The sequence below is a fragment of the Pseudarthrobacter sp. NS4 genome (assembly GCF_024758005.1).
In the GTDB taxonomy this organism is placed as follows: domain Bacteria; phylum Actinomycetota; class Actinomycetes; order Actinomycetales; family Micrococcaceae; genus Arthrobacter.
The window spans coordinates 639,155-655,810 of record NZ_CP103288.1; the positions used below are offsets into that span (position 1 = coordinate 639,155).

Sequence of the window (16,656 nt, forward strand, 5' to 3'; positions counted from 1 at the left end):
TATGCAGTTGGCCGTGGAATATCTTGTGAATGGCGACCATGGACAATCCGCTGCACGCTGCCGGAGAACGGGCCGGCAGGCTCCACCACAAAAACGCCCGACGGCGGGCGGGGCTTCCAGCCAAACGCTTCTTTACCCGTTTTAGGCGCCTGTCCGACGTTCCGCCGGAGGACCTGGAATTGCTCTCCGAGAGCCTGCGCAACGCGCTTGATGTTGATCCCTCGTCGCCGGTTCCGGACCTTCAGGCCCTGGTGCGGCAGGAGTTCCGGAACAGGGGAGAGGCGGGCCACGGCTGACATCCTGCCAGCATTTATGGGCCCACGTGTGGTGGACTGGAGAAAAGCCGCAGCCGAACACCGCGGCCAGGAGGAGGAATCGAGATGAACGAACAGTCACGGCCTGTAGAGCCGGAAGACGGCCAGGACACCGAGGACGCCACAAAGAAATCCGCCGAAAAGCAGTTTCCGGCGGGGGAGCATTACGGAAAAACCCGCCCCGGCTATCTTGACCCGAGCGGCTCCGAAGCCACCCGGGAGATGCGGGACACCGCGCGCCGCCGCCGGGATGCCGAGGAGAAACTGCAGCAGCATCTCCTCGAGGCGAAGGACCACGTCCCCAATGAGCACCACGAGCACCATGGGCATGGCAGCTCCGGCCATCACGGTTAGCAGGGAAAGGGCCGCCAAGAAAGAGCTCTACGAAAAAAGCCCTGGTGGGCAGGGAACGGCTGTGATGCGGGAAGCCCGGGGGTGGGGGTCGGCTATGCCACTCCGTGGGCGGCGCCATCCGGCGCAACGGCTCTGCGGCAGCTCTCTTCGACTGCCAGGTCATACCAGGCCTGGGCGCCAAATTCCGGTTCGGGGGTGTCCAGGTTCTGGAAGAGCGCGTCCAGCAGGTCTGCCAGTTCCTCCGCCGTCAGGGTGGGGAGGACTTCCTCGGGATCACGCGGGTGGTTGAGGTAGCGGAAGAGCTTCGAGCTGTTCATCGCTGCGTGGCCGTCGCGAGCCGGAAGTGCAAAAACTGCTTCATGGTCGCTCCATATCGGAAGTACAGAGGCTGACTGCGTAACCCTCTAGAAGTCTATTGCACGTGTTCGGCGCCCACAATGGGGCGGCATTCCGGGCAGGAATGCCGCCTGTGGCGGGCAGCCGGCAGCTAGCCGCGCAGGATATCTGCCTGGGCTCCAGCGGAGGCGGAAGCCGGGACTGGCACATGGACCGGAAGCGGACGGGTTGGCCGCACGGTGCGGATGGCATCCTCCACCAGCGCCAACGGACGCTGCCAGGCATCCGACCCCGGCTCCATCGTGTCCACCACCCCGATCAGCATGGCCAGCAAGCGGAACATATCACTCATTGAGATATCCGGCCGCAGGCTTCCCTGGCCCTGGCCGCGCACCAGCAGGACGCTGATCGAGTCCATCAATGAGCCGGTGATGCCGGTCAGGAGCTCGCGCCGCCCGGCAACGGCACCCAGCAGGTTGGCGTCCGCGCTGGCTGCATCCATCAGTGACTCCAGCACCCGGAACAGTCCTGCGGCGGCGTCGATGTCTGCCAGCGCTCCATCAATGACGGGATCCACGGTGAGCCGGAGTTGCCGGTTCAACGCGGCAAGGACCAGTTCCTCCTTGTCCGCAAAGTTCCGGAAGAGGGTGGCCGGGCCAACGCCGGCAGTGACTGCGATGGTCTGCAGTGGTACGTCCGGACCAAATTCACGGAAGCACTGCCGCGCCGCTGTAATGATCTTGTCCACGTTTCGCGCTGCATCTGCGCGAAGGGGTTTGCGGGCGACTGCGAGACTCATGCGAAAAGGTTAGCAATGCAGCTGCAGGGGTTCACCGTTACCGAAGGGTAGGCGCTTATGTGACGGCAGCAGCTCCCGTCGGGTCCTGCCCTGCAGGGGGGCGGCATGGCAGACTGGCTATATGCTGCTTGCGTTTTCTGTTGCCCCTTCCGGCACCCCCAGTGAAGGATCCCGGCCCGGTGATGCGTCCGTGCACGACGCCGTTGCCGCCGCAGTGAAAATCGTGCGGGAGTCGGGGCTGCCCAACCAGACGGATTCGATGTTCACCACCATCGAAGGGGACTGGGATGAAGTGTTCGACGTCGTCAAGCGCGCTACCGAGGCGGTAGGTCAGTACGGCAGCCGGGTATCCCTGGTGATCAAGGCTGATATCCGGCCAGGCTACACCGGGGAGCTCACGGCAAAGGTGGATCGCCTGGAGGAAGCCCTCGGCGACGAGTCCTGAGACGTTGCCCTTGCGCAGGCCGCGGCACCCGCTAACCTCTGGACCCGCAAGTCTGCCCGTGCCAGACTGTGGCAATGTTCGAGCACAAGCCCCGGCCGGAGTGGGTTGCCACTGAAGAGTTCCTGTCGCGCGTGGTGGTTCATCCTGACCACGCCCTGGAGCAGGCCATCCGGTCGGCGGCCGAGGCAGGCATGCCCGCCATCGAGGTGGCGCCGAACGCGGGGAAGCTCCTCAAGCTCCTGGTCCAGCTGTCCGGCGCCCGCCGGGTGCTGGAAATAGGGACCCTTGCCGGTTTCAGCACCATCTGGATGGGCCGTGGACTTCCCGGCGACGGCATTCTGGTCACGTGCGAATTCCTGCCCAAGCACGCCGAAGTGGCCTGGGCAAATATTGATGCTGCCGGCTTGGGTGAAAAGGTGGAGATCCGGCTGGGTCCCGCGCTGGACACGCTGGCGGCGCTCGAAGAAGAAGGGCGTGAGCCCTTCGACTTCATCTTCATTGATGCTGACAAAGAGAACAACAGCCGGTACCTGGAATGGGCGGTCCGGCTGGGCAGGCCGGGTGCCACCGTGGTGCTGGACAACACCATCTGGGAGGGCGCAGTCCTGAACCCGGACATGGACCCTGTCAATGCTCCCGGCATCCTGGAGGCCCTCAAACTGTTGGGGGAGCACCCGCGGCTGGACGCCACCGTCATCCAGACTGTAGGCGCCAAGGGCTGGGATGGATTTGCGCTTGCACGGATCACCTGACGCCGTGTGTACTGCACGGGTGACCGAACCGGCGTCCTAAGTAGGGGTACGTCTCCTCCCGCGCGACAAGGCCGGACAGGCAAAAGGGCTGCTGCGGTAAACGCGGCAGCCCTTTCGCCTGGACCTAGTCCTTCTTGAAGGCGTCCTTGATCTTCTCGCCGGCCTGCTTCAGATCGGCCTTGCTCTGGTCCATCCTGCCTTCGGCTTCAAGCCCCTGATCATCCGATGCCCGGCCGGAGGCTTCTTTGGCCTTGCCACCAAGCTTCTCGGCAGCGTTATCAATCTTGTCGTCCAAACCCATGGCTGTTCTCCTTAGGGTGCTGCCGGTGGCATCCACGCCGCCGGTCACTTTCATGCTAGCCAGCGGGGTTCCGTTGGAACAGCACGAAAACAACACGCAGACGCACTGACCAGCAGCGGGAGGCTACGGGGGCGTCAGGTCAAACCAGGTCCGGAGCGCTGGCCACGATGTAGTCGGCGGCAGCAGGGCCGGTCATTGACAGGTTATTGCTGTCCGGGTTGATTCCCTGGTCCTGCAACGCCTCCCAGAGAGCTTCCGGCGGCTGGAGTTGGGCTTTGTGGAGGAGGCACCAGCTGGTGTAGAGCCCGTAGAGCTCATCGCGTCCAAGGCCCAGTCCGGGCTCCCTGTCCGGAACAACTGCTTCGGCAAGAAAATCTTCAAAATGGGTAGCAGGCATGTCCGCTCATTAAGGGTCGACCGTGATGCCGCCGTATCTGCTTCAGCGGCCCTGCCGACACCAAACGGGCCAGCAGAGTAATCATGAAAGTATTGCAGTCCGGATGACTTTGTCCAGTCGGCCGCTGAATTCGCCTTGCCCCGCCACTTCTCATGGAGTGAGGGGGCCGACGGCGACTGGGGGGACTGGCCTCGGTCTCAGAAGAGGCCATCTCACCGCCGGCCCCGCTTGGCCCCGGGCCACGTGCAACCCGGGAAAAATCAACAGGACCTCCACAACAATTTTCCCTTATTGTGGAGGTCCTGCCTAGTGCCTATGGGTGCCGTCTGCTACCGGCCGCGGTTGCCCTGGCCCTCGCCGGAGCCCCCGCTGTTATCGGTGTCCTGGCCCTGGTCGCCATCCGCCCCGTTGTACTTTTCGCGGAGTTCGCGGCCGTGCTTGATGTCTTCTTCTTCCTGCGCCTGCATCTTTTCGCTCTTCTTCGTGTCGCGCGGGGGCAGCTGGATGGTTTCCTCCGCCTTGATGCCTGCCTGCAGCTGGCGGCCACGTTCCATCTCGGCATCAAACTCTGCACCGAAGAGCAGCGACATGTTCAGGATCCAGAGCCACAGCAGCATCACGATGACGCCGCCCAGCGCGCCGTAGGTCCTGTTGTAATTCCCGAAGTTGCCCACGTAGAACCCGAAGCCCACCGAGGCAAGCAGGAAAACGAACAGGGCAATGCCGGAACCCATGCTCATCCACCTGAACTTCGGCTGTTTTACGTTGGGCGTGGCGTAGTAAAGGACAGCGATGATGACGATGATGAGTCCCACCATGACCGGCCACTTGACGATGTCCCAGATAGCGAGGAAAACGCCGCTGAGCCCGATGAGGCCGCCAACCGCCTCTGCCACCGGACCGCTGAGCACCAGCATGCCCGCCAGGATTGTCACGATGACAACAGCCAGCAGCGTGACCACCAGCATGGTGCCGCGCAGCTTAACGAACCGCCGTCCCTCGTCAACCTCGTACACGCGGTTCATGGCCCGGCCGAAGGCGCTTACGTAGCCGGAAGCCGACCAGAGCGCGGTGGCAAGACCGAGAACCAGGGTCAAGCCGGCCGCTGGTGCGCTGGCCAGTTCGCTGACGGGGCCGCTGAGCGTATTAGCGGTCTCAGCCGGGGCGAATCCCCGAACGATCTCCAGCAGGGCCGTGGTTGTCCTCTGCGGGTCCCCGAAGAGGCCTATCAGCGAGACGATCGCGAGCAGTGCCGGAAACAGCGACAGCACAGCGAAATACGTCAGCGCCGCCGCAAGGTCCGGGCACTGGTCCTTGCTGAACTCCCGGAAGGTCTTCTTGGCGATGTACTTCCAGTTCGGCTTGTCCAGGTCCTTGGGGCTGTCCGGCTTCCGGGAGTCGTCGGGGGCGGGTGCCTGCCCTGCTTTTGCTGTGCTGCTCTCGGATGCGTCATGAGTGGCCATGGGGTGTCCTCTCGGTCAGGGGCTAATACGGACAGGCCGGCTCCGCGGGTTGGCGGGGCCGGCCTGTCTGTGGTGCAGTTGCCTTACGTTTGCCGCGGGGGCCTGGGTCTAGGTGTTTTGGACGTTGGTTTTGGCGTCGGTGGCGCGGTCCTTGACGTCGGTGGCGGCGTGTTGGCCTTCGGCTTTGACGTTTTGGGCTGCGTCGGTGGCGGTGGCTGTGACGTTGTCCATGGCTTCCTGGGCCGGTTCCTTGAGGTCCTGGACCATGTCCTTGGCGGCGTCGGTGACCTGGGTGGCCAGGGGCTGCGCGGCGGTTTTGAGCTGGTCGGCCGCTTCGCGCTCCTTCTGGCTTGGCGGGATCAGGGACGAGACGAGCATTCCGGCGCCGAACGCGATCAGGCCGGCGGCCAGGGGGTTGCCCTGGGTTTTGGCTTTGACCTGGTCTGGTGCCTGGGAGATCGCGGTCCCGGCGTCGGAGAGCCTGGCGGAGACGGTTTCGCCGGCACCGGAAAGTTTGGCGGCGGCGTTGTCCTTGGCCCCGTGCAGGGTGTCACCGGTGCTGTGCAGGGCGCCGCTGGTTTGCCCGGTGCCGGAGGAGACCTTGTCCTGGACCCGGGTGGTGGCGTTGTCTGCTGCTCCCATGATTTTCTCCTTCACCCCGGTGACGGCGTCTTTGACCTTGTCGGTTTGCCGCTGGACGACATTGGCTGGGGTGACCTTGTCCGCGACGGCGTCCACGTTGGTGCCCAGGCGTGCCCGGGTGGCTTCAATATCTGAACGGATTGCGTCCGGGTTATCGCTCATCGGTTTACCTCACCTGGTTTTAGGGTTGGGGGGATCTCGGAAAGTGTTTCGCCGGTCTGGGGCATGCCCTGGATCTGCTTGAGTTTCTTGCGGCCGATCGCTGCCAGGACGGCGGCGATGATGCCCCAGATCACGGCGACGATCACGGCGGCCCAGCCCAGCGGCATCAGGGCGCCCAGGGCGAACATCAGCGCCAGGGACAGGAAGACCAGGACGAAGTGCCCGGCCACGCCGGCGCCGGCGAGCATGCCCGCGCCCTTGCCTGCCTTCGTGGCGGACTGCTTGGCCTCTGCCTTGGCCAGCTCCAATTCCTGGCGCATCAGCGTGGACAGGTCCCGGGTCACATCACCCAGCAACTCACCCAACGAGGCGTTATCGGCCTTCACATGCGCTTCACTCGGAGGAGGCTCCGGAATCTGGCTGCTCATCAGAGCCCGCCTGACTGGCCGTCTGCGCGCCGGTCACGGGTCAGTGGATCGTCGTCCATCGGAGCATCAGCCAGGGTGCGGTTTCCCAGGGGGTCGTCAGCGATCTCGTTCCCGGACCATGGCTCTTCAACCAACTGGGGGCTGTCAAGGGCGCTGGCGGGACGTGTGGGGTCACTGTAGCTGCTGCCGGGAGCACCACCGTCGTACCCTGCCGTTGTGGTAGCGGGGCCGGGGAGCTGGACCGGGGGAGGCGGAACGGTGCCGCCGGCCGGAGCGTAGGACTCGCTGTACTGATCGCCATACTGGGTGCCGGAATACCCGGTGCCGGAGTATTGTCCGGCCAGGCCGGCGGACTGGCCACTGGGGGAGGAGCTCTCGGTGGCGCCGGCGGTGAGGCCGCGGGTGAGGCGGCCTGCCAGGACGCCTGCGCCTGCTGCCAGCAGCAGGAAGGTGCCGGGACGGTTGCGGGCGAACCTCTGGACTTCGCCGAGCAGGTCGCCCGGTTCCTTGTTCTCGAGCCATGAAGCCACGGATTCGCTGCGCTGGGCAGCCTGCCGGATGAGGTCGCTGGCCATGCCCTGCTGGTCCGGTGCGTCCGCCATGCTCTGCAGCTGGCTGGAGATGGTCCGGATACCCTCGGCGGCCTTCTGCTGCTGGGTACCGGCCTGGCTGCTCAGTCCCGACTTTGCCTGGCCAAGGAGGTCCTGTGCGCTGGACTTCGCCTCGGAGGCAACGTTGGCTGCCTCTTCCTTGGCAGTCTGGGCTACATTCTGGGCGGAGCCTTTGGCCGTACGTGCTACGTCTGCTGCTTCTTCCTTCGCCGCGTCCTTGCGGGACGCCCCTGAGGTGTCACCGGTCTGCGTACCTCCGGCTTGCGGCGTGGCGGCGGCTGGAAAGGTGGTGGCTGTTCGCTCGCCCGGATTTCCTGTAGAGGCCGGGGGAGCCGTGTAAGCGGGGTCCTCGGGCCATTGGTTCTCTGTCATCTTCGCTCTCTCTTTCCAAGAAGGCCGGTTGTTGATCAAGAACCAGCAATACTGGCCGTAAAATAATAAGCATGATTACTAATAAAAGGTAAGTACCCTTGCTAAGCGAGTTATAACGGTTCCAAAAAGTGTCATCCGGAACGGCGCAGGCCTGCCCGGTCACATCGAAGTGGAAAGTGGTGGGAATGTTGGAAATAGCTCCATGGGTTTGGGTGGTAGTAGCGATTGTTGTGGTGGCGTTGATCCTGCTGCTGCTGCTAACCGGACGGCGACGGAAAGCAATGCAGCAAAAACGGGAAGAAGGGCAGCGGGAAAAGGCAGCGGAAATTCGTCGCGAGGCGGAAAAGATGGAACTTGACGCACGTGAGCGTGAGGCAAAGGCAGCCCGCGCACGTGCGGACGCTGAACAGGCCCAGGTGGACGCAGCGCGGCTCCAGCAGGAAGCAGATTCGACTGCTCAGGAAGCGCAATCACTTCGCTCCGATGTTGCGAACCGCGCCCGCAAGGCGGACGAGGTGGATCCTGATATCGGGAAGGACGGGAGCAGGCGGAACGCCCGCCCCCGTGCCGACGCCGCCGGGGCAGGGGATAGAGCACGCTCTGAGGGTGGCTCCCACCTGGACCGGGAACGGGCGGCTGGTGACGAAGCCCGCCGTGCCGACGAGGGTCCCCGGAGCGGTACCCAGGGTGCGAACGACGGGCGCAACCCGGTCCACGGCGGCGCTGCCGCTGACGCTGCACGGGATGAAGCCGTCCGCACGGACAGGGAAAACCCGCGAAGCGGCATCTAGCCGGAGTATGCGTTAGCGCCCGCTGGGCGGCCCGGATGATGATGGGCGCCGCGGTCTAAGCTATAGGGGCCGACAGCCTTAGGGCCGACGCGGCTTGAGGACAGGGGAGGGGCTCACGCCCTTCCCCTTTCCCATGCCCTCAAGGACTTCCCTGACGGCATCGATGGCGGAAATTTTCGCTTCCCATCCAAGGATCCGGCGGGCGCGGCTGGTGTCCATGATGGGAACCCCGGCTGCCATCACAACCCATCCTGAATCCGTGGGCTGAAGCCGCGCCCTCCAGGCGACGTCCGCGGCCTTGTGGAGAAATCCCATGGGGATGGGGAGAATCCGCCGGGCTCCCAGGATCCTGGCGAGTTCCTGGGGCGTGAGGACAGGTTCGGCCGCGATGTTGAATGCGCCGCTGGCGCGCTGGTCGATGACCCGCCAGTAGGCCTCCGCGACGTCATCGGCATGGACCGCCTGGAAAATCAGGTTATCCGGCGCAGGCAGGAGTGGGACCTTGGGTTTGGCCGGCAGGAGCCGCGGGTACACCGGCCCCAGGAAATACCTCCCGACTTCACTGCCTGCGTCCCGCTGAAAAATCAGGGCGGGCCGCAGCCTGGCCACGGAAATCCCCGGCTCCGCCTCCGCAAAAAGGTCCAGGAGCTTTTCCTGTTCGGCCTTGTGCCGGCTGTAATGGGAGCCCGCCATACCCTCCGCGGGCCACGACTCATCGGTGCGCCGGTCCTTGGGGCCCTTGCTGTAAGCGCCCACCGACGAGGCGCAGACGATCTGCTTGACGCCAGCGGCCTTGGCTGCCTCCAGGACGTTTCTGGTGCCGGTCACGTTGGTGCGGTACAGCTGGTCCAGGTCCCGGTTGGGCTGGATCTGCCACGCGAGGTGAACCACGGCGTCCACTCCTGCCAACGCTGCTTCCAGTCCTGCGCGGTCACTCTCAAGGCCCACGTCCAGGGTGTGCCATTCAACCCCTGCGTATGGCGCCTGTGAAGTGTCCGGAAGGCGGCGGCTGATGCCCCTTACCTGCAGGCTTCCCGGCTTTTTGGACAGCTGGCCCTGAAGGTTGCGGAGGAGGGCTGTTCCGGCGTTTCCACTTGCTCCGGTGATGGCGATGCGCATGAAAAAGCTCCTTGGCAGGGGTAGGCAATTCCGCTTACAAGCTGAGCCTATAGCGGGCGAGGATTGTTTTATAAGCAACCTTATGATTTCCTACTGCTAAGTCTTGCCGCAGGCTTCGGAACCAGACCGAGGGAACCAACGACAATGCCCGAATACCTTGCCGCGCTTGCCGTGGATGCTACGCCAGTGCCCCAGCAGGAGGCAGAACTTCATCAAAATAACCCTTTGCCCGCCAAGTCAGGACGGCTGCGGCAGACCTTCGAGAACGACCTGGTCCTGAGCTACCTCGACCTGGCTGAAGCCCTGGCCGCCCGCTTCGAAGCCCGCGGACGTGAACGCGCGGACTTGAACCAGGTGGCCTACCTTGGCCTGGTCAAGGCAGCCCGCGGCTTCGACCAGTCCAAGGGCGAAAGCTTTCCCGCCTACGCTGCCCCCACCATCACCGGAGAGTTGAAGCGGTACCTCCGTGACCGGACCTGGGTTGTCCGGCCGCCCCGGCATATCCAGGACCTTCGGACCCGGATGTTCCGTGCTGAACCGGAGTTGACGCAGACCCTGGGAAGGAACCCCAGCGTGGCCGAGCTGGCCGGCGAATTGGGGACGGACCCGGCAGAGGTGCAGGAGGCCATCTCCGCATCGAGCAGCATGCATCCGGACTCGCTGGATGCCGTTAACCCACACTCCGACGCACCGTCCATGGGCGAAGTGCTGGCCTGTCCTGATACGCCCCTGGAGCGGCTTGAAGAGCTCGCCTGCCTGCGTGAGGCGATGCAGGACCTGAACGCTGCGGACCGGGAACTTCTCTACCGCCGCTACTTCTGTGAAGAGACCCAGGTGCAGCTGGGCAAGCGCCTGGGCATGTCCCAGATGCAGGTTTCACGCCGGCTGGCCCGGGTGCTCGTGGAACTCCAGCGCCGGCTGGAAAGCAGTTCGCACTCCAGTGCAGCCGCCGGTGATGCGGGCGCCCCTGCTTCCTTTGGGGCTGCCCGCCGTGCCGCAAACTCCGCGTTGACAGGTACAGACGCGGACCGAAGAATCGGTGCCAGATCCAGGACCAGGTAGCGGCCGGAGCACCGGAATCCATTGAAGGAGGGCAGCTCCCCGTCCCGCTGAAAAGCGGCGGCAGCAGTCACTGAAATTCCTATCTTGCCTGTTCAACGGCTCGGAACTTCTCCATCCGAAAGCCGAGAAAAGCCCGCGGTCCTGTTTAGCAGAAGCAGCAGTGGGGAACGGGGTGGATATGGGAAGCTCCGTAACCTCCAAACTCCGGGCTGTCCTGTTCGACCGGGACGGGACCCTGGTGATCGATGTGCCCTACAACGGGGACCCCGCGTCGGTCAGGCCGATGCCGGGCGCCAAAGCCGTGCTGGACAGCCTCCGGGCCGAGGGCATAGCAACCGGCGTCATCAGCAACCAGTCGGGCATTGCGCGTGGCCTGATCACAGAGGCTGACGTGGCAGGGGTCAACGCCAGGGTGGAAGAACTCCTGGGACCCTTTGACGTGTGGGAAGTGTGTCCGCACTCCGAGCAGGATGGCTGCGCCTGCCGGAAGCCCGCACCCGGCATGGTCCACAGCGCCTGCCGGAAACTCGGCATCCATGAATCCGAGGCCGCATTGATCGGGGACATCGGGGCCGACGTCGGGGCTGCGGAAGCTGCTGGAGCAACAGGCGTGCTGGTTCCCACTCCGGTGACCCGGGCCGAGGAGGTGGCTGCAGCGCGGCTGGTGGCCCGTGACCTGGCGGCAGCCGTCGGCCTGCTGCAGGGGGCGCCCTGATGGGCCGCGTCCTGGTGGCACGGCTGGACAGCATGGGCGATGTCCTGCTTGCAGGGCCTGCTGTGCGTGCTGTGGCAAACGGCCTGATCCTTGACGGCAGCGCCGCGAACCACGTGGTGATGCTGTGCGGCCGTCAAGGGGAGGCTGTGGCCGGCCTGCTGCCCGGGGCTGCGGAGGTCTACAGCTGGGACAGCCCCTGGATCATGAATCCTGCGCCAAAGATGACCGGTCCACATGCAGACCGGCTTATCGATTACGTCCGTAATTCCAGGATTACCGAAGCCGTCATCCTGACCTCCTTCCACCAGTCCCCGCTGCCGCTGGCATTGCTGCTCAGGCTTGCCGGCGTGGAACGGATCACCGGCGCGTCCACCGACTACGCCGGCTCCCTGCTGGATGTCCGGCTGAAGCCAGGTGAGGACTTTCCGGAGGACCAGCCCGAGGCGGAACGCGCGCTGGGCATCGCCCAGGCCGCCGGGTTCCGGCTGCCCGCCGGCGACGACGGCAAGCTCCATCTGGCATCCGTGCCCGATGCCCGGGGGCTGGTGGGGAACGAACCTTATGTGGTGGTCCATCCGGGTGCTGCCGTTCCGGCCAGGGCCTGGCCGCCGCTGCACCACGCGGCCGCTGTCGAACTCCTGCAGGGTGCGGGCCACCGGGTGGTGGTAACCGGCGGCCCGGGTGAAACCTCCCTGACCGCAACCGTTGCAGGTCCCTCCGCACTGGACCTCGGCGGACGTACCGACCTGCACATGTTGGCAGGTGTCATGGCAGGGGCACAGGCCGTGGTCACAGGCAACACCGGTCCGGCGCATCTGGCGGCCGCCGTGGGGACGCCAGTCGCCTGCCTCTTCGCACCTGTGGTGCCGGCTATCCGCTGGGCACCCTACGGGGTGCCGCTGGAACTGCTCGGCGACCAGAACGCAGCCTGCCGGATGACCCGTGCCCGCGTCTGCCCGGTCCCGGGCCACCCCTGCCTTGACTCCGTCTCTCCTGAGGAAGTGGTGGCAGCCGTGGAACGGCTGATCGGCGGAGTGAGCTCCTTCAGTACCCACGTCAGTACCCGTAGAAAGGCCCGCAACAGATGAAAATCCTGCTCTGGCATGTCCACGGTTCCTGGACGGACGCCTTTGTGCGTGGCCGTCACGAGTACCTGCTTCCCGTGCTGCCGGAAGGTGGTGCCTGGGGGCTTGGCCGTGCGGGCAGGGACTGGCCGGCTTCAGTGCGGGAGGTGGACCTGGCGACGCTCGACGCCGACGCCGTTGACGCCGTCGTACTCCAGCGCCCCGATGAAATCGGGGAGGTCACCCGGATACTCGGAAGAACCCCCGGCGTCGACCTGCCCGCGGTGTACGTCGAACACAACACACCCAAGGGGGACTTCCCATTCACCACCCACCCGCTTGCGGACCAGCACAGCATCCCGATCGTCCACGTGACCCACTTCAACAGGCTCGCCTGGGACAACGGTTCCGCTTCCACCCTGGTCATCGAGCACGGCATCCCGGACCCCGGCCAGCTCTACACGGGGGAGCTCGCCGAACTGGGCGTGGTGGTCAATGAGCCGGTACGCCGCGGCCGGGTCACGGGTACCGACCTGCTTCCAGCATTCGCCTCAGTCGCGCCGCTGCAGGTCTTTGGCATGAAGACGGACGGACTCGCAGCCGCCACCGGGATCGGGGAATCCCGCCTGACGGCCCGCGGGGACCTGCGGACGCAGGAACTGCACCGTGAACTGGCGCGTTGCCGCGTCTACGTACACCCGATGCGCTGGACTTCCCTGGGACTGTCCCTCCTGGAAGCCATGCACCTGGGAATGCCGGTGGTTGCCCTGGCAACTACCGAAGCGCCGCGGGCGGTGCCGCCCGAGGCCGGCGCCGTCTCCGCCGATATCGACGAGCTGCTCCGCTGCGCGCGGCGGCTGGTCACCAATCCGGATGAAGCCCGACGGCGGGGCATTGCCGCCCGTGAGGCGGCACTGGAACGTTACGGCCTGGGCAAGTTCCAGGACCGCTGGGATGAGCTCCTGGCGGACCTGCGCAGCCTGCCCCGGCACTCCGTCAACGAGCACCGGGACGAGCGGATCCTTGTCCCGGCGCGAGAGAGGAAGACCCCATGAAAATCGCGATGATTTCCGAGCACGCCAGTCCGCTGGCGGCACTGGGCGGGGTGGATGCCGGGGGGCAGAACGTCCATGTTGCGGCGCTTTCCGAGGCACTCGCCAAACGGGGCCACCACGTCACCGTCTACACCCGCAGGGATGCAACGGAGCTTCCCTCCCGGGTGCAGGTAAGCCGGCGGTTCGAAGTGGTCCATATCGATGCGGGCCCTGCCCGCCATGTCCCCAAGGACGAGCTGCTTCCCTATATGGGAGAGCTCGCGGAGAGCGTGGCCAGGGACTGGGGGCAGCGGCCGCCGGATGTGGTGCACGGGCACTTTTGGATGTCCGGGCTGGCTGCGCTGGAGGCAGCGCGGCGGCCCGATGCCGGATACCGCGTCCCGGTCATCCAGACCTTCCACGCCCTGGGCACCGTCAAGCGGCGGCACCAGGGTGCCGAGGACACCAGCCCTGCGGAACGCCGCTGGCTGGAACCCGGTGTGGGGCGTTCCGCGGACAGGATCATAGCCACCTGCTCGGACGAGGTCTTCGAACTCAAGGCCATGGGCATCGCCACCGGCAAGATTTCGATTGCCCCCTGCGGCGTGGACCTTGGCTTCTTCTCGGCAGACGGGCCCGTCGACACCAGGAAACGCCGCCACCGCATCCTTTCCGTAGGCCGCCTGGTGCCGCGGAAGGGCGTGGACCTGGTGATCCGCGCCCTGCCGTACCTGCGCGAGGCCGGGTTCGACGACGTCGAACTGCTGATTGTGGGCGGCGGCGGGGACTCGTACGTGCTGCACGCCGATCCTGAGGTGCGGCGCCTGTTGGACCTGGCCGCCGAGCTGGGAGTTTTGGACCACGTTTCGCTGCACGGCCAGGTTTCCCGGGGTGAAATGCCAGGGATCTTCCGAAGCGCCGATGCAGTGGTCTGCGCGCCCTGGTACGAACCGTTCGGCATCGTCCCGCTGGAGGCCATGGCCTGCGGTGTTCCCGTTGTTGCGGCGGCCGTAGGCGGCCTGCGGGACACAGTGGTGGACCATGGCACCGGGCTGCACGTGCCGCCACGGGACCCGGAGGCCATCGCTTCCGCCCTCGCCATGCTGCTTGAAAACCCAAGCCTGCAGGCGGAGCTTGGCAAAGCGGGCCAGAAGCGCGCCCGTACCCGGTATTCCTGGGACCGGGTGGCCGCAGAAACCGAAAAGGCCTACCAGCTTGCCGTGGCGGAGGCCCCGGCCGGCGTCGTTCCCATGGAAGGAGCCGTGCTGTGACTGCTGAATGGTCCCTGAGGGAAGCCGACCTGCGGGCTTTGACCACGCCGTCCGCGTTGCCTGGCGTATTGCCAGGTTCCGCGTTCGTGGATGCTGCCAGCGCCGATGCCGTCCGGATCCACCTGGACAACGTGCTGCCGGCGCTCGACTCGCTGCGAAACCAGTCCGGCAGGCTCGCCGCCTGGGGTGTGGAGCTGGCCCAGCGCCTGCTCCGCGGCCAGCGGCTCCTCGCCGCCGGCAATGGCGGTTCGGCTGCCGAGGCGCAGCACCTCACCGCCGAATTGGTAGGCAGGTTCGACGGCGAGCGCGTCCCGTTCTCCGCTATCTCCCTGCACGCCGAGTCGTCGGCGGTGACCGCCATCGCCAACGATTACGGTTACGACGACGTCTTCGCCCGGCAGGTGCGGGCACATGCCCGCTCCGGCGATGTGCTGATGCTCCTGTCCACCAGCGGCAAGAGCCCCAACCTGCTGCGGGCTGCCGAGGTGGCGTCCCGGCTCAACGTGACTACCTGGGCACTGACCGGTGCGGGACCCAACCCGCTGGCCGACGCCTGCAATGAGGCCGTCATGATCGAGGCCCTCAACGCCAACGCGCAGGAAGGACACCTGATCGCGCTGCACGCCTTGTGCCGCGCCTTTGACCTGGAGGTGGCCCGCCGCAGTCCCGCCGTTGCGCCCGTACCCGGCAAAGCCGGATTGCCCAAGGGAGGTGGCCGACCATGAGGATTGTGGTGGTTGGCGACGTCATGCTGGACGTGGACCTGTCCGGTGAGGCCACGCGGTTGAGCCCCGACGCCCCGGTTCCGGTAGTGGATGTTTCCGGCGTCCGGCGACGCGCCGGGGGTGCCGGACTGGTGGCCCGGATGCTGGCCGAGGACGGCTGGCCTGTCACCCTGGTGACCGTGCTGGGCGACGACGACGCCGGGCGGCAGCTCCAGGAGCACCTTGCCGGAGTGCGCCTGGTGTCAGGCCCCAGCGGCTACCCCTCGCCGGTCAAGACACGGGTCCGGGCGGGATCGCACCCCGTGGTCCGTTTCGACCAGGGATGCGAAAAGACGCCGGTTCCCGACGTCAGCCCCGCCATGCTCCGCGCCGTGGAAAAGGCTGGAGTGATCATCGTTGCCGATTACGGCAGGGGAGTGGCAGCCAACCCGCAGCTCCGGGAACTCCTGGCCCGGCTGGCGGATCAGGTTCCCATCATCTGGGACCCCCATCCCGCCGGGCCGGACCCCGTGCCCGGGGTCGCCGTGGTTACTCCGAACCTCGCCGAAGCGATCAAAGCCGCCCAGTCCCGGATGCCGGATGATGCGCAACCCGGGAAAAGCGGTGCGGCCAACGCCGCTAAGCAGGAACCGCAGGCCGGGGACCCGCAGGACGATGCACAGCCTGACGGTTCACCCCAGGACCAGGCCGCCGAGGTTGGCCGGATCCTTTTGGACCAATGGCACAGCCGGGCAGTCCTGGTCACCAAGGGGGAGCAGGGCGCGGTCCTGCTGCGCGGGAACCACCCGTCCCCGCACCCCGTTCCCGCCCCGCGCGTGGAAGCCGGGGATCCGTGCGGAGCGGGCGACCGCCTGGCAGCCGGGCTCGCGGTGCACCTCCTGGCCGGGCGCACCCTTGAGGAAGCAGCCGAACTGGCGGTCCATGACGCCGCGGACTTCCTGGCCGCGGGAGGGGTCTCAGCGCTTCCGGACCGCACAACAAAACCTGCGGGGCGGAAACCTGAATCCTCCGCGGCAGCACGGCGCCGATCCACGGAACCGCTGCTGCTGGCCCGCTCGATCCGGCAGAACGGCGGAACCGTGGTGGCCACCGGCGGTTGCTTCGACCTCCTGCATGCCGGACACGTCCGGTCCCTTACCGCAGCCCGTGAGCTGGGGGACTGCCTGATCGTTTGCCTGAACTCGGACGATTCGGTGCGGCGGCTCAAGGGCCCCGAGCGTCCCATCATCGGCCAGCATGACAGGGCCGAACTCCTGCTCGCCATGGAATGCGTGGACGCGGTGCTGGTCTTCGAGGAAGACACCCCGGAGGCCGCCCTGGAGCGCCTGCGCCCGGACATCTGGGTCAAGGGCGGCGATTACAAAGGGGCCCGTCTCCCCGAGGCAGACCTGGTGGAAAGCTGGGGCGGCCGCTGCCTCACCGTGCCCTTCCATCCGGCACGTTCCACCACGGGACTTGCCGATGCGCTCGCCAAGGTGAGCTGACAAATTTCTTGTATT

The 16,656-nt window shown here is 65.9% G+C and carries 21 protein-coding genes; 12 read left to right on the forward strand and 9 right to left on the reverse strand.

The features are described from left to right. Positions 1-29 precede the first annotated feature (29 nt). Together NXY83_RS03000 and NXY83_RS03005 are read left to right on the forward strand one after the other, a co-directional pair. Positions 30-296 (forward strand): hypothetical protein, encoded by a 267-nt coding sequence (locus tag NXY83_RS03000; protein ID WP_258804631.1) that lies wholly within the window; start codon positions 30-32, stop codon positions 294-296. Between the two features lie 84 nt (positions 297-380). Next, positions 381-668, forward strand: coding sequence for a hypothetical protein (locus NXY83_RS03005; RefSeq protein ID WP_258804632.1), 288 nt, complete (start codon positions 381-383; stop codon positions 666-668). A gap of 92 nt (positions 669-760) precedes the next feature. On the opposite strand, the gene NXY83_RS03010 is transcribed toward NXY83_RS03005, so the two are convergent. Together NXY83_RS03010 and NXY83_RS03015 are read right to left on the reverse strand one after the other, a co-directional pair. Further along, complete coding sequence (locus NXY83_RS03010) at positions 761-985, reverse strand: hypothetical protein (protein WP_258804633.1); 225 nt, start codon at positions 983-985, stop codon at positions 761-763. Between the two features lie 170 nt (positions 986-1,155). Then, a complete protein-coding gene (locus NXY83_RS03015) occupies positions 1,156-1,803 on the reverse strand; it encodes a TetR/AcrR family transcriptional regulator (RefSeq protein WP_258804634.1) in 648 nt (215 codons plus the stop codon). A 121-nt stretch (positions 1,804-1,924) separates the two neighbouring features. Here NXY83_RS03015 and NXY83_RS03020 point away from each other — a divergent pair, with 121 nt between their 5' ends. Both NXY83_RS03020 and NXY83_RS03025 read left to right on the forward strand, forming a co-directional pair. After that, the gene (locus tag NXY83_RS03020; protein WP_258804635.1) at positions 1,925-2,248 is read left to right on the forward strand and encodes a thiamine-binding protein; all 324 of its coding nucleotides are present in this window, start codon (positions 1,925-1,927) and stop codon (positions 2,246-2,248) included. 74 nt (positions 2,249-2,322) lie between these two features. After that, positions 2,323-3,000 carry an O-methyltransferase gene (locus NXY83_RS03025; protein ID WP_258804636.1) on the forward strand — a complete coding sequence of 226 codons (678 nt, stop codon included), beginning with the start codon at positions 2,323-2,325 and terminating at the stop codon, positions 2,998-3,000. 124 nt (positions 3,001-3,124) lie between these two features. Here NXY83_RS03025 and NXY83_RS03030 read toward each other — a convergent pair whose 3' ends face one another. From NXY83_RS03030 to NXY83_RS03055, 6 genes are all read right to left on the reverse strand, one after another. After that, positions 3,125-3,301: a CsbD family protein gene (locus NXY83_RS03030; protein WP_258806046.1), complete on the reverse strand. Its 177-nt coding sequence runs from the start codon at positions 3,299-3,301 to the stop codon at positions 3,125-3,127. Between the two features lie 139 nt (positions 3,302-3,440). Next, positions 3,441-3,698: a hypothetical protein gene (locus NXY83_RS03035; RefSeq protein WP_258804637.1), complete on the reverse strand. Its 258-nt coding sequence runs from the start codon at positions 3,696-3,698 to the stop codon at positions 3,441-3,443. Positions 3,699-4,027: 329 nt separating this feature from the next. After that, positions 4,028-5,161, reverse strand: coding sequence for a YihY/virulence factor BrkB family protein (locus NXY83_RS03040; RefSeq protein ID WP_258804638.1), 1,134 nt, complete (start codon positions 5,159-5,161; stop codon positions 4,028-4,030). A 108-nt stretch (positions 5,162-5,269) separates the two neighbouring features. Next, the gene (locus NXY83_RS03045) at positions 5,270-5,965 is read right to left on the reverse strand and encodes a DUF3618 domain-containing protein (RefSeq protein WP_258804639.1); all 696 of its coding nucleotides are present in this window, start codon (positions 5,963-5,965) and stop codon (positions 5,270-5,272) included. Beyond that, complete coding sequence (locus NXY83_RS03050; RefSeq protein ID WP_258804343.1) at positions 5,962-6,393, reverse strand: phage holin family protein; 432 nt, start codon at positions 6,391-6,393, stop codon at positions 5,962-5,964. Before NXY83_RS03050 ends, NXY83_RS03045 begins: the two co-directional genes overlap by 4 nt. Further along, on the reverse strand, positions 6,393-7,376 hold the full coding sequence (locus tag NXY83_RS03055; RefSeq protein WP_258804640.1) for a hypothetical protein: 984 nt from the start codon (positions 7,374-7,376) through the stop codon (positions 6,393-6,395). The genes NXY83_RS03050 and NXY83_RS03055 overlap by 1 nt, the downstream gene beginning before the upstream one ends. A gap of 185 nt (positions 7,377-7,561) precedes the next feature. Between NXY83_RS03055 and NXY83_RS03060 the strand changes: the two genes are divergently transcribed. Next, complete coding sequence (locus NXY83_RS03060) at positions 7,562-8,167, forward strand: hypothetical protein (protein WP_258804641.1); 606 nt, start codon at positions 7,562-7,564, stop codon at positions 8,165-8,167. Positions 8,168-8,245: 78 nt separating this feature from the next. Here NXY83_RS03060 and NXY83_RS03065 read toward each other — a convergent pair whose 3' ends face one another. Further along, complete coding sequence (locus NXY83_RS03065) at positions 8,246-9,286, reverse strand: NAD-dependent epimerase/dehydratase family protein (protein WP_258804642.1); 1,041 nt, start codon at positions 9,284-9,286, stop codon at positions 8,246-8,248. 144 nt (positions 9,287-9,430) lie between these two features. Between NXY83_RS03065 and NXY83_RS03070 the strand changes: the two genes are divergently transcribed. From NXY83_RS03070 to NXY83_RS03100, 7 genes are all read left to right on the forward strand, one after another. Beyond that, on the forward strand, positions 9,431-10,348 hold the full coding sequence (locus NXY83_RS03070) for a sigma-70 family RNA polymerase sigma factor (RefSeq protein ID WP_258804643.1): 918 nt from the start codon (positions 9,431-9,433) through the stop codon (positions 10,346-10,348). 178 nt (positions 10,349-10,526) lie between these two features. Continuing rightward, positions 10,527-11,063, forward strand: coding sequence for a D-glycero-alpha-D-manno-heptose-1,7-bisphosphate 7-phosphatase (locus NXY83_RS03075; protein ID WP_258804644.1), 537 nt, complete (start codon positions 10,527-10,529; stop codon positions 11,061-11,063). Further along, positions 11,063-12,151 (forward strand): glycosyltransferase family 9 protein, encoded by a 1,089-nt coding sequence (locus NXY83_RS03080; protein WP_258804645.1) that lies wholly within the window; start codon positions 11,063-11,065, stop codon positions 12,149-12,151. Before NXY83_RS03075 ends, NXY83_RS03080 begins: the two co-directional genes overlap by 1 nt. Further along, positions 12,148-13,182: a glycosyltransferase gene (locus NXY83_RS03085; RefSeq protein WP_258804646.1), complete on the forward strand. Its 1,035-nt coding sequence runs from the start codon at positions 12,148-12,150 to the stop codon at positions 13,180-13,182. The genes NXY83_RS03080 and NXY83_RS03085 overlap by 4 nt, the downstream gene beginning before the upstream one ends. Then, entirely contained in the window at positions 13,179-14,432 is a 1,254-nt protein-coding gene (locus tag NXY83_RS03090) for a glycosyltransferase (RefSeq protein WP_258804647.1), read from the forward strand. The genes NXY83_RS03085 and NXY83_RS03090 overlap by 4 nt, the downstream gene beginning before the upstream one ends. Next, on the forward strand, positions 14,429-15,157 hold the full coding sequence (locus tag NXY83_RS03095) for a D-sedoheptulose-7-phosphate isomerase (RefSeq protein WP_258804648.1): 729 nt from the start codon (positions 14,429-14,431) through the stop codon (positions 15,155-15,157). The genes NXY83_RS03090 and NXY83_RS03095 overlap by 4 nt, the downstream gene beginning before the upstream one ends. Beyond that, a complete protein-coding gene (locus NXY83_RS03100) occupies positions 15,154-16,641 on the forward strand; it encodes a PfkB family carbohydrate kinase (RefSeq protein ID WP_258804649.1) in 1,488 nt (495 codons plus the stop codon). The genes NXY83_RS03095 and NXY83_RS03100 overlap by 4 nt, the downstream gene beginning before the upstream one ends. The last annotated feature ends 15 nt before the right edge of the window (positions 16,642-16,656 follow it).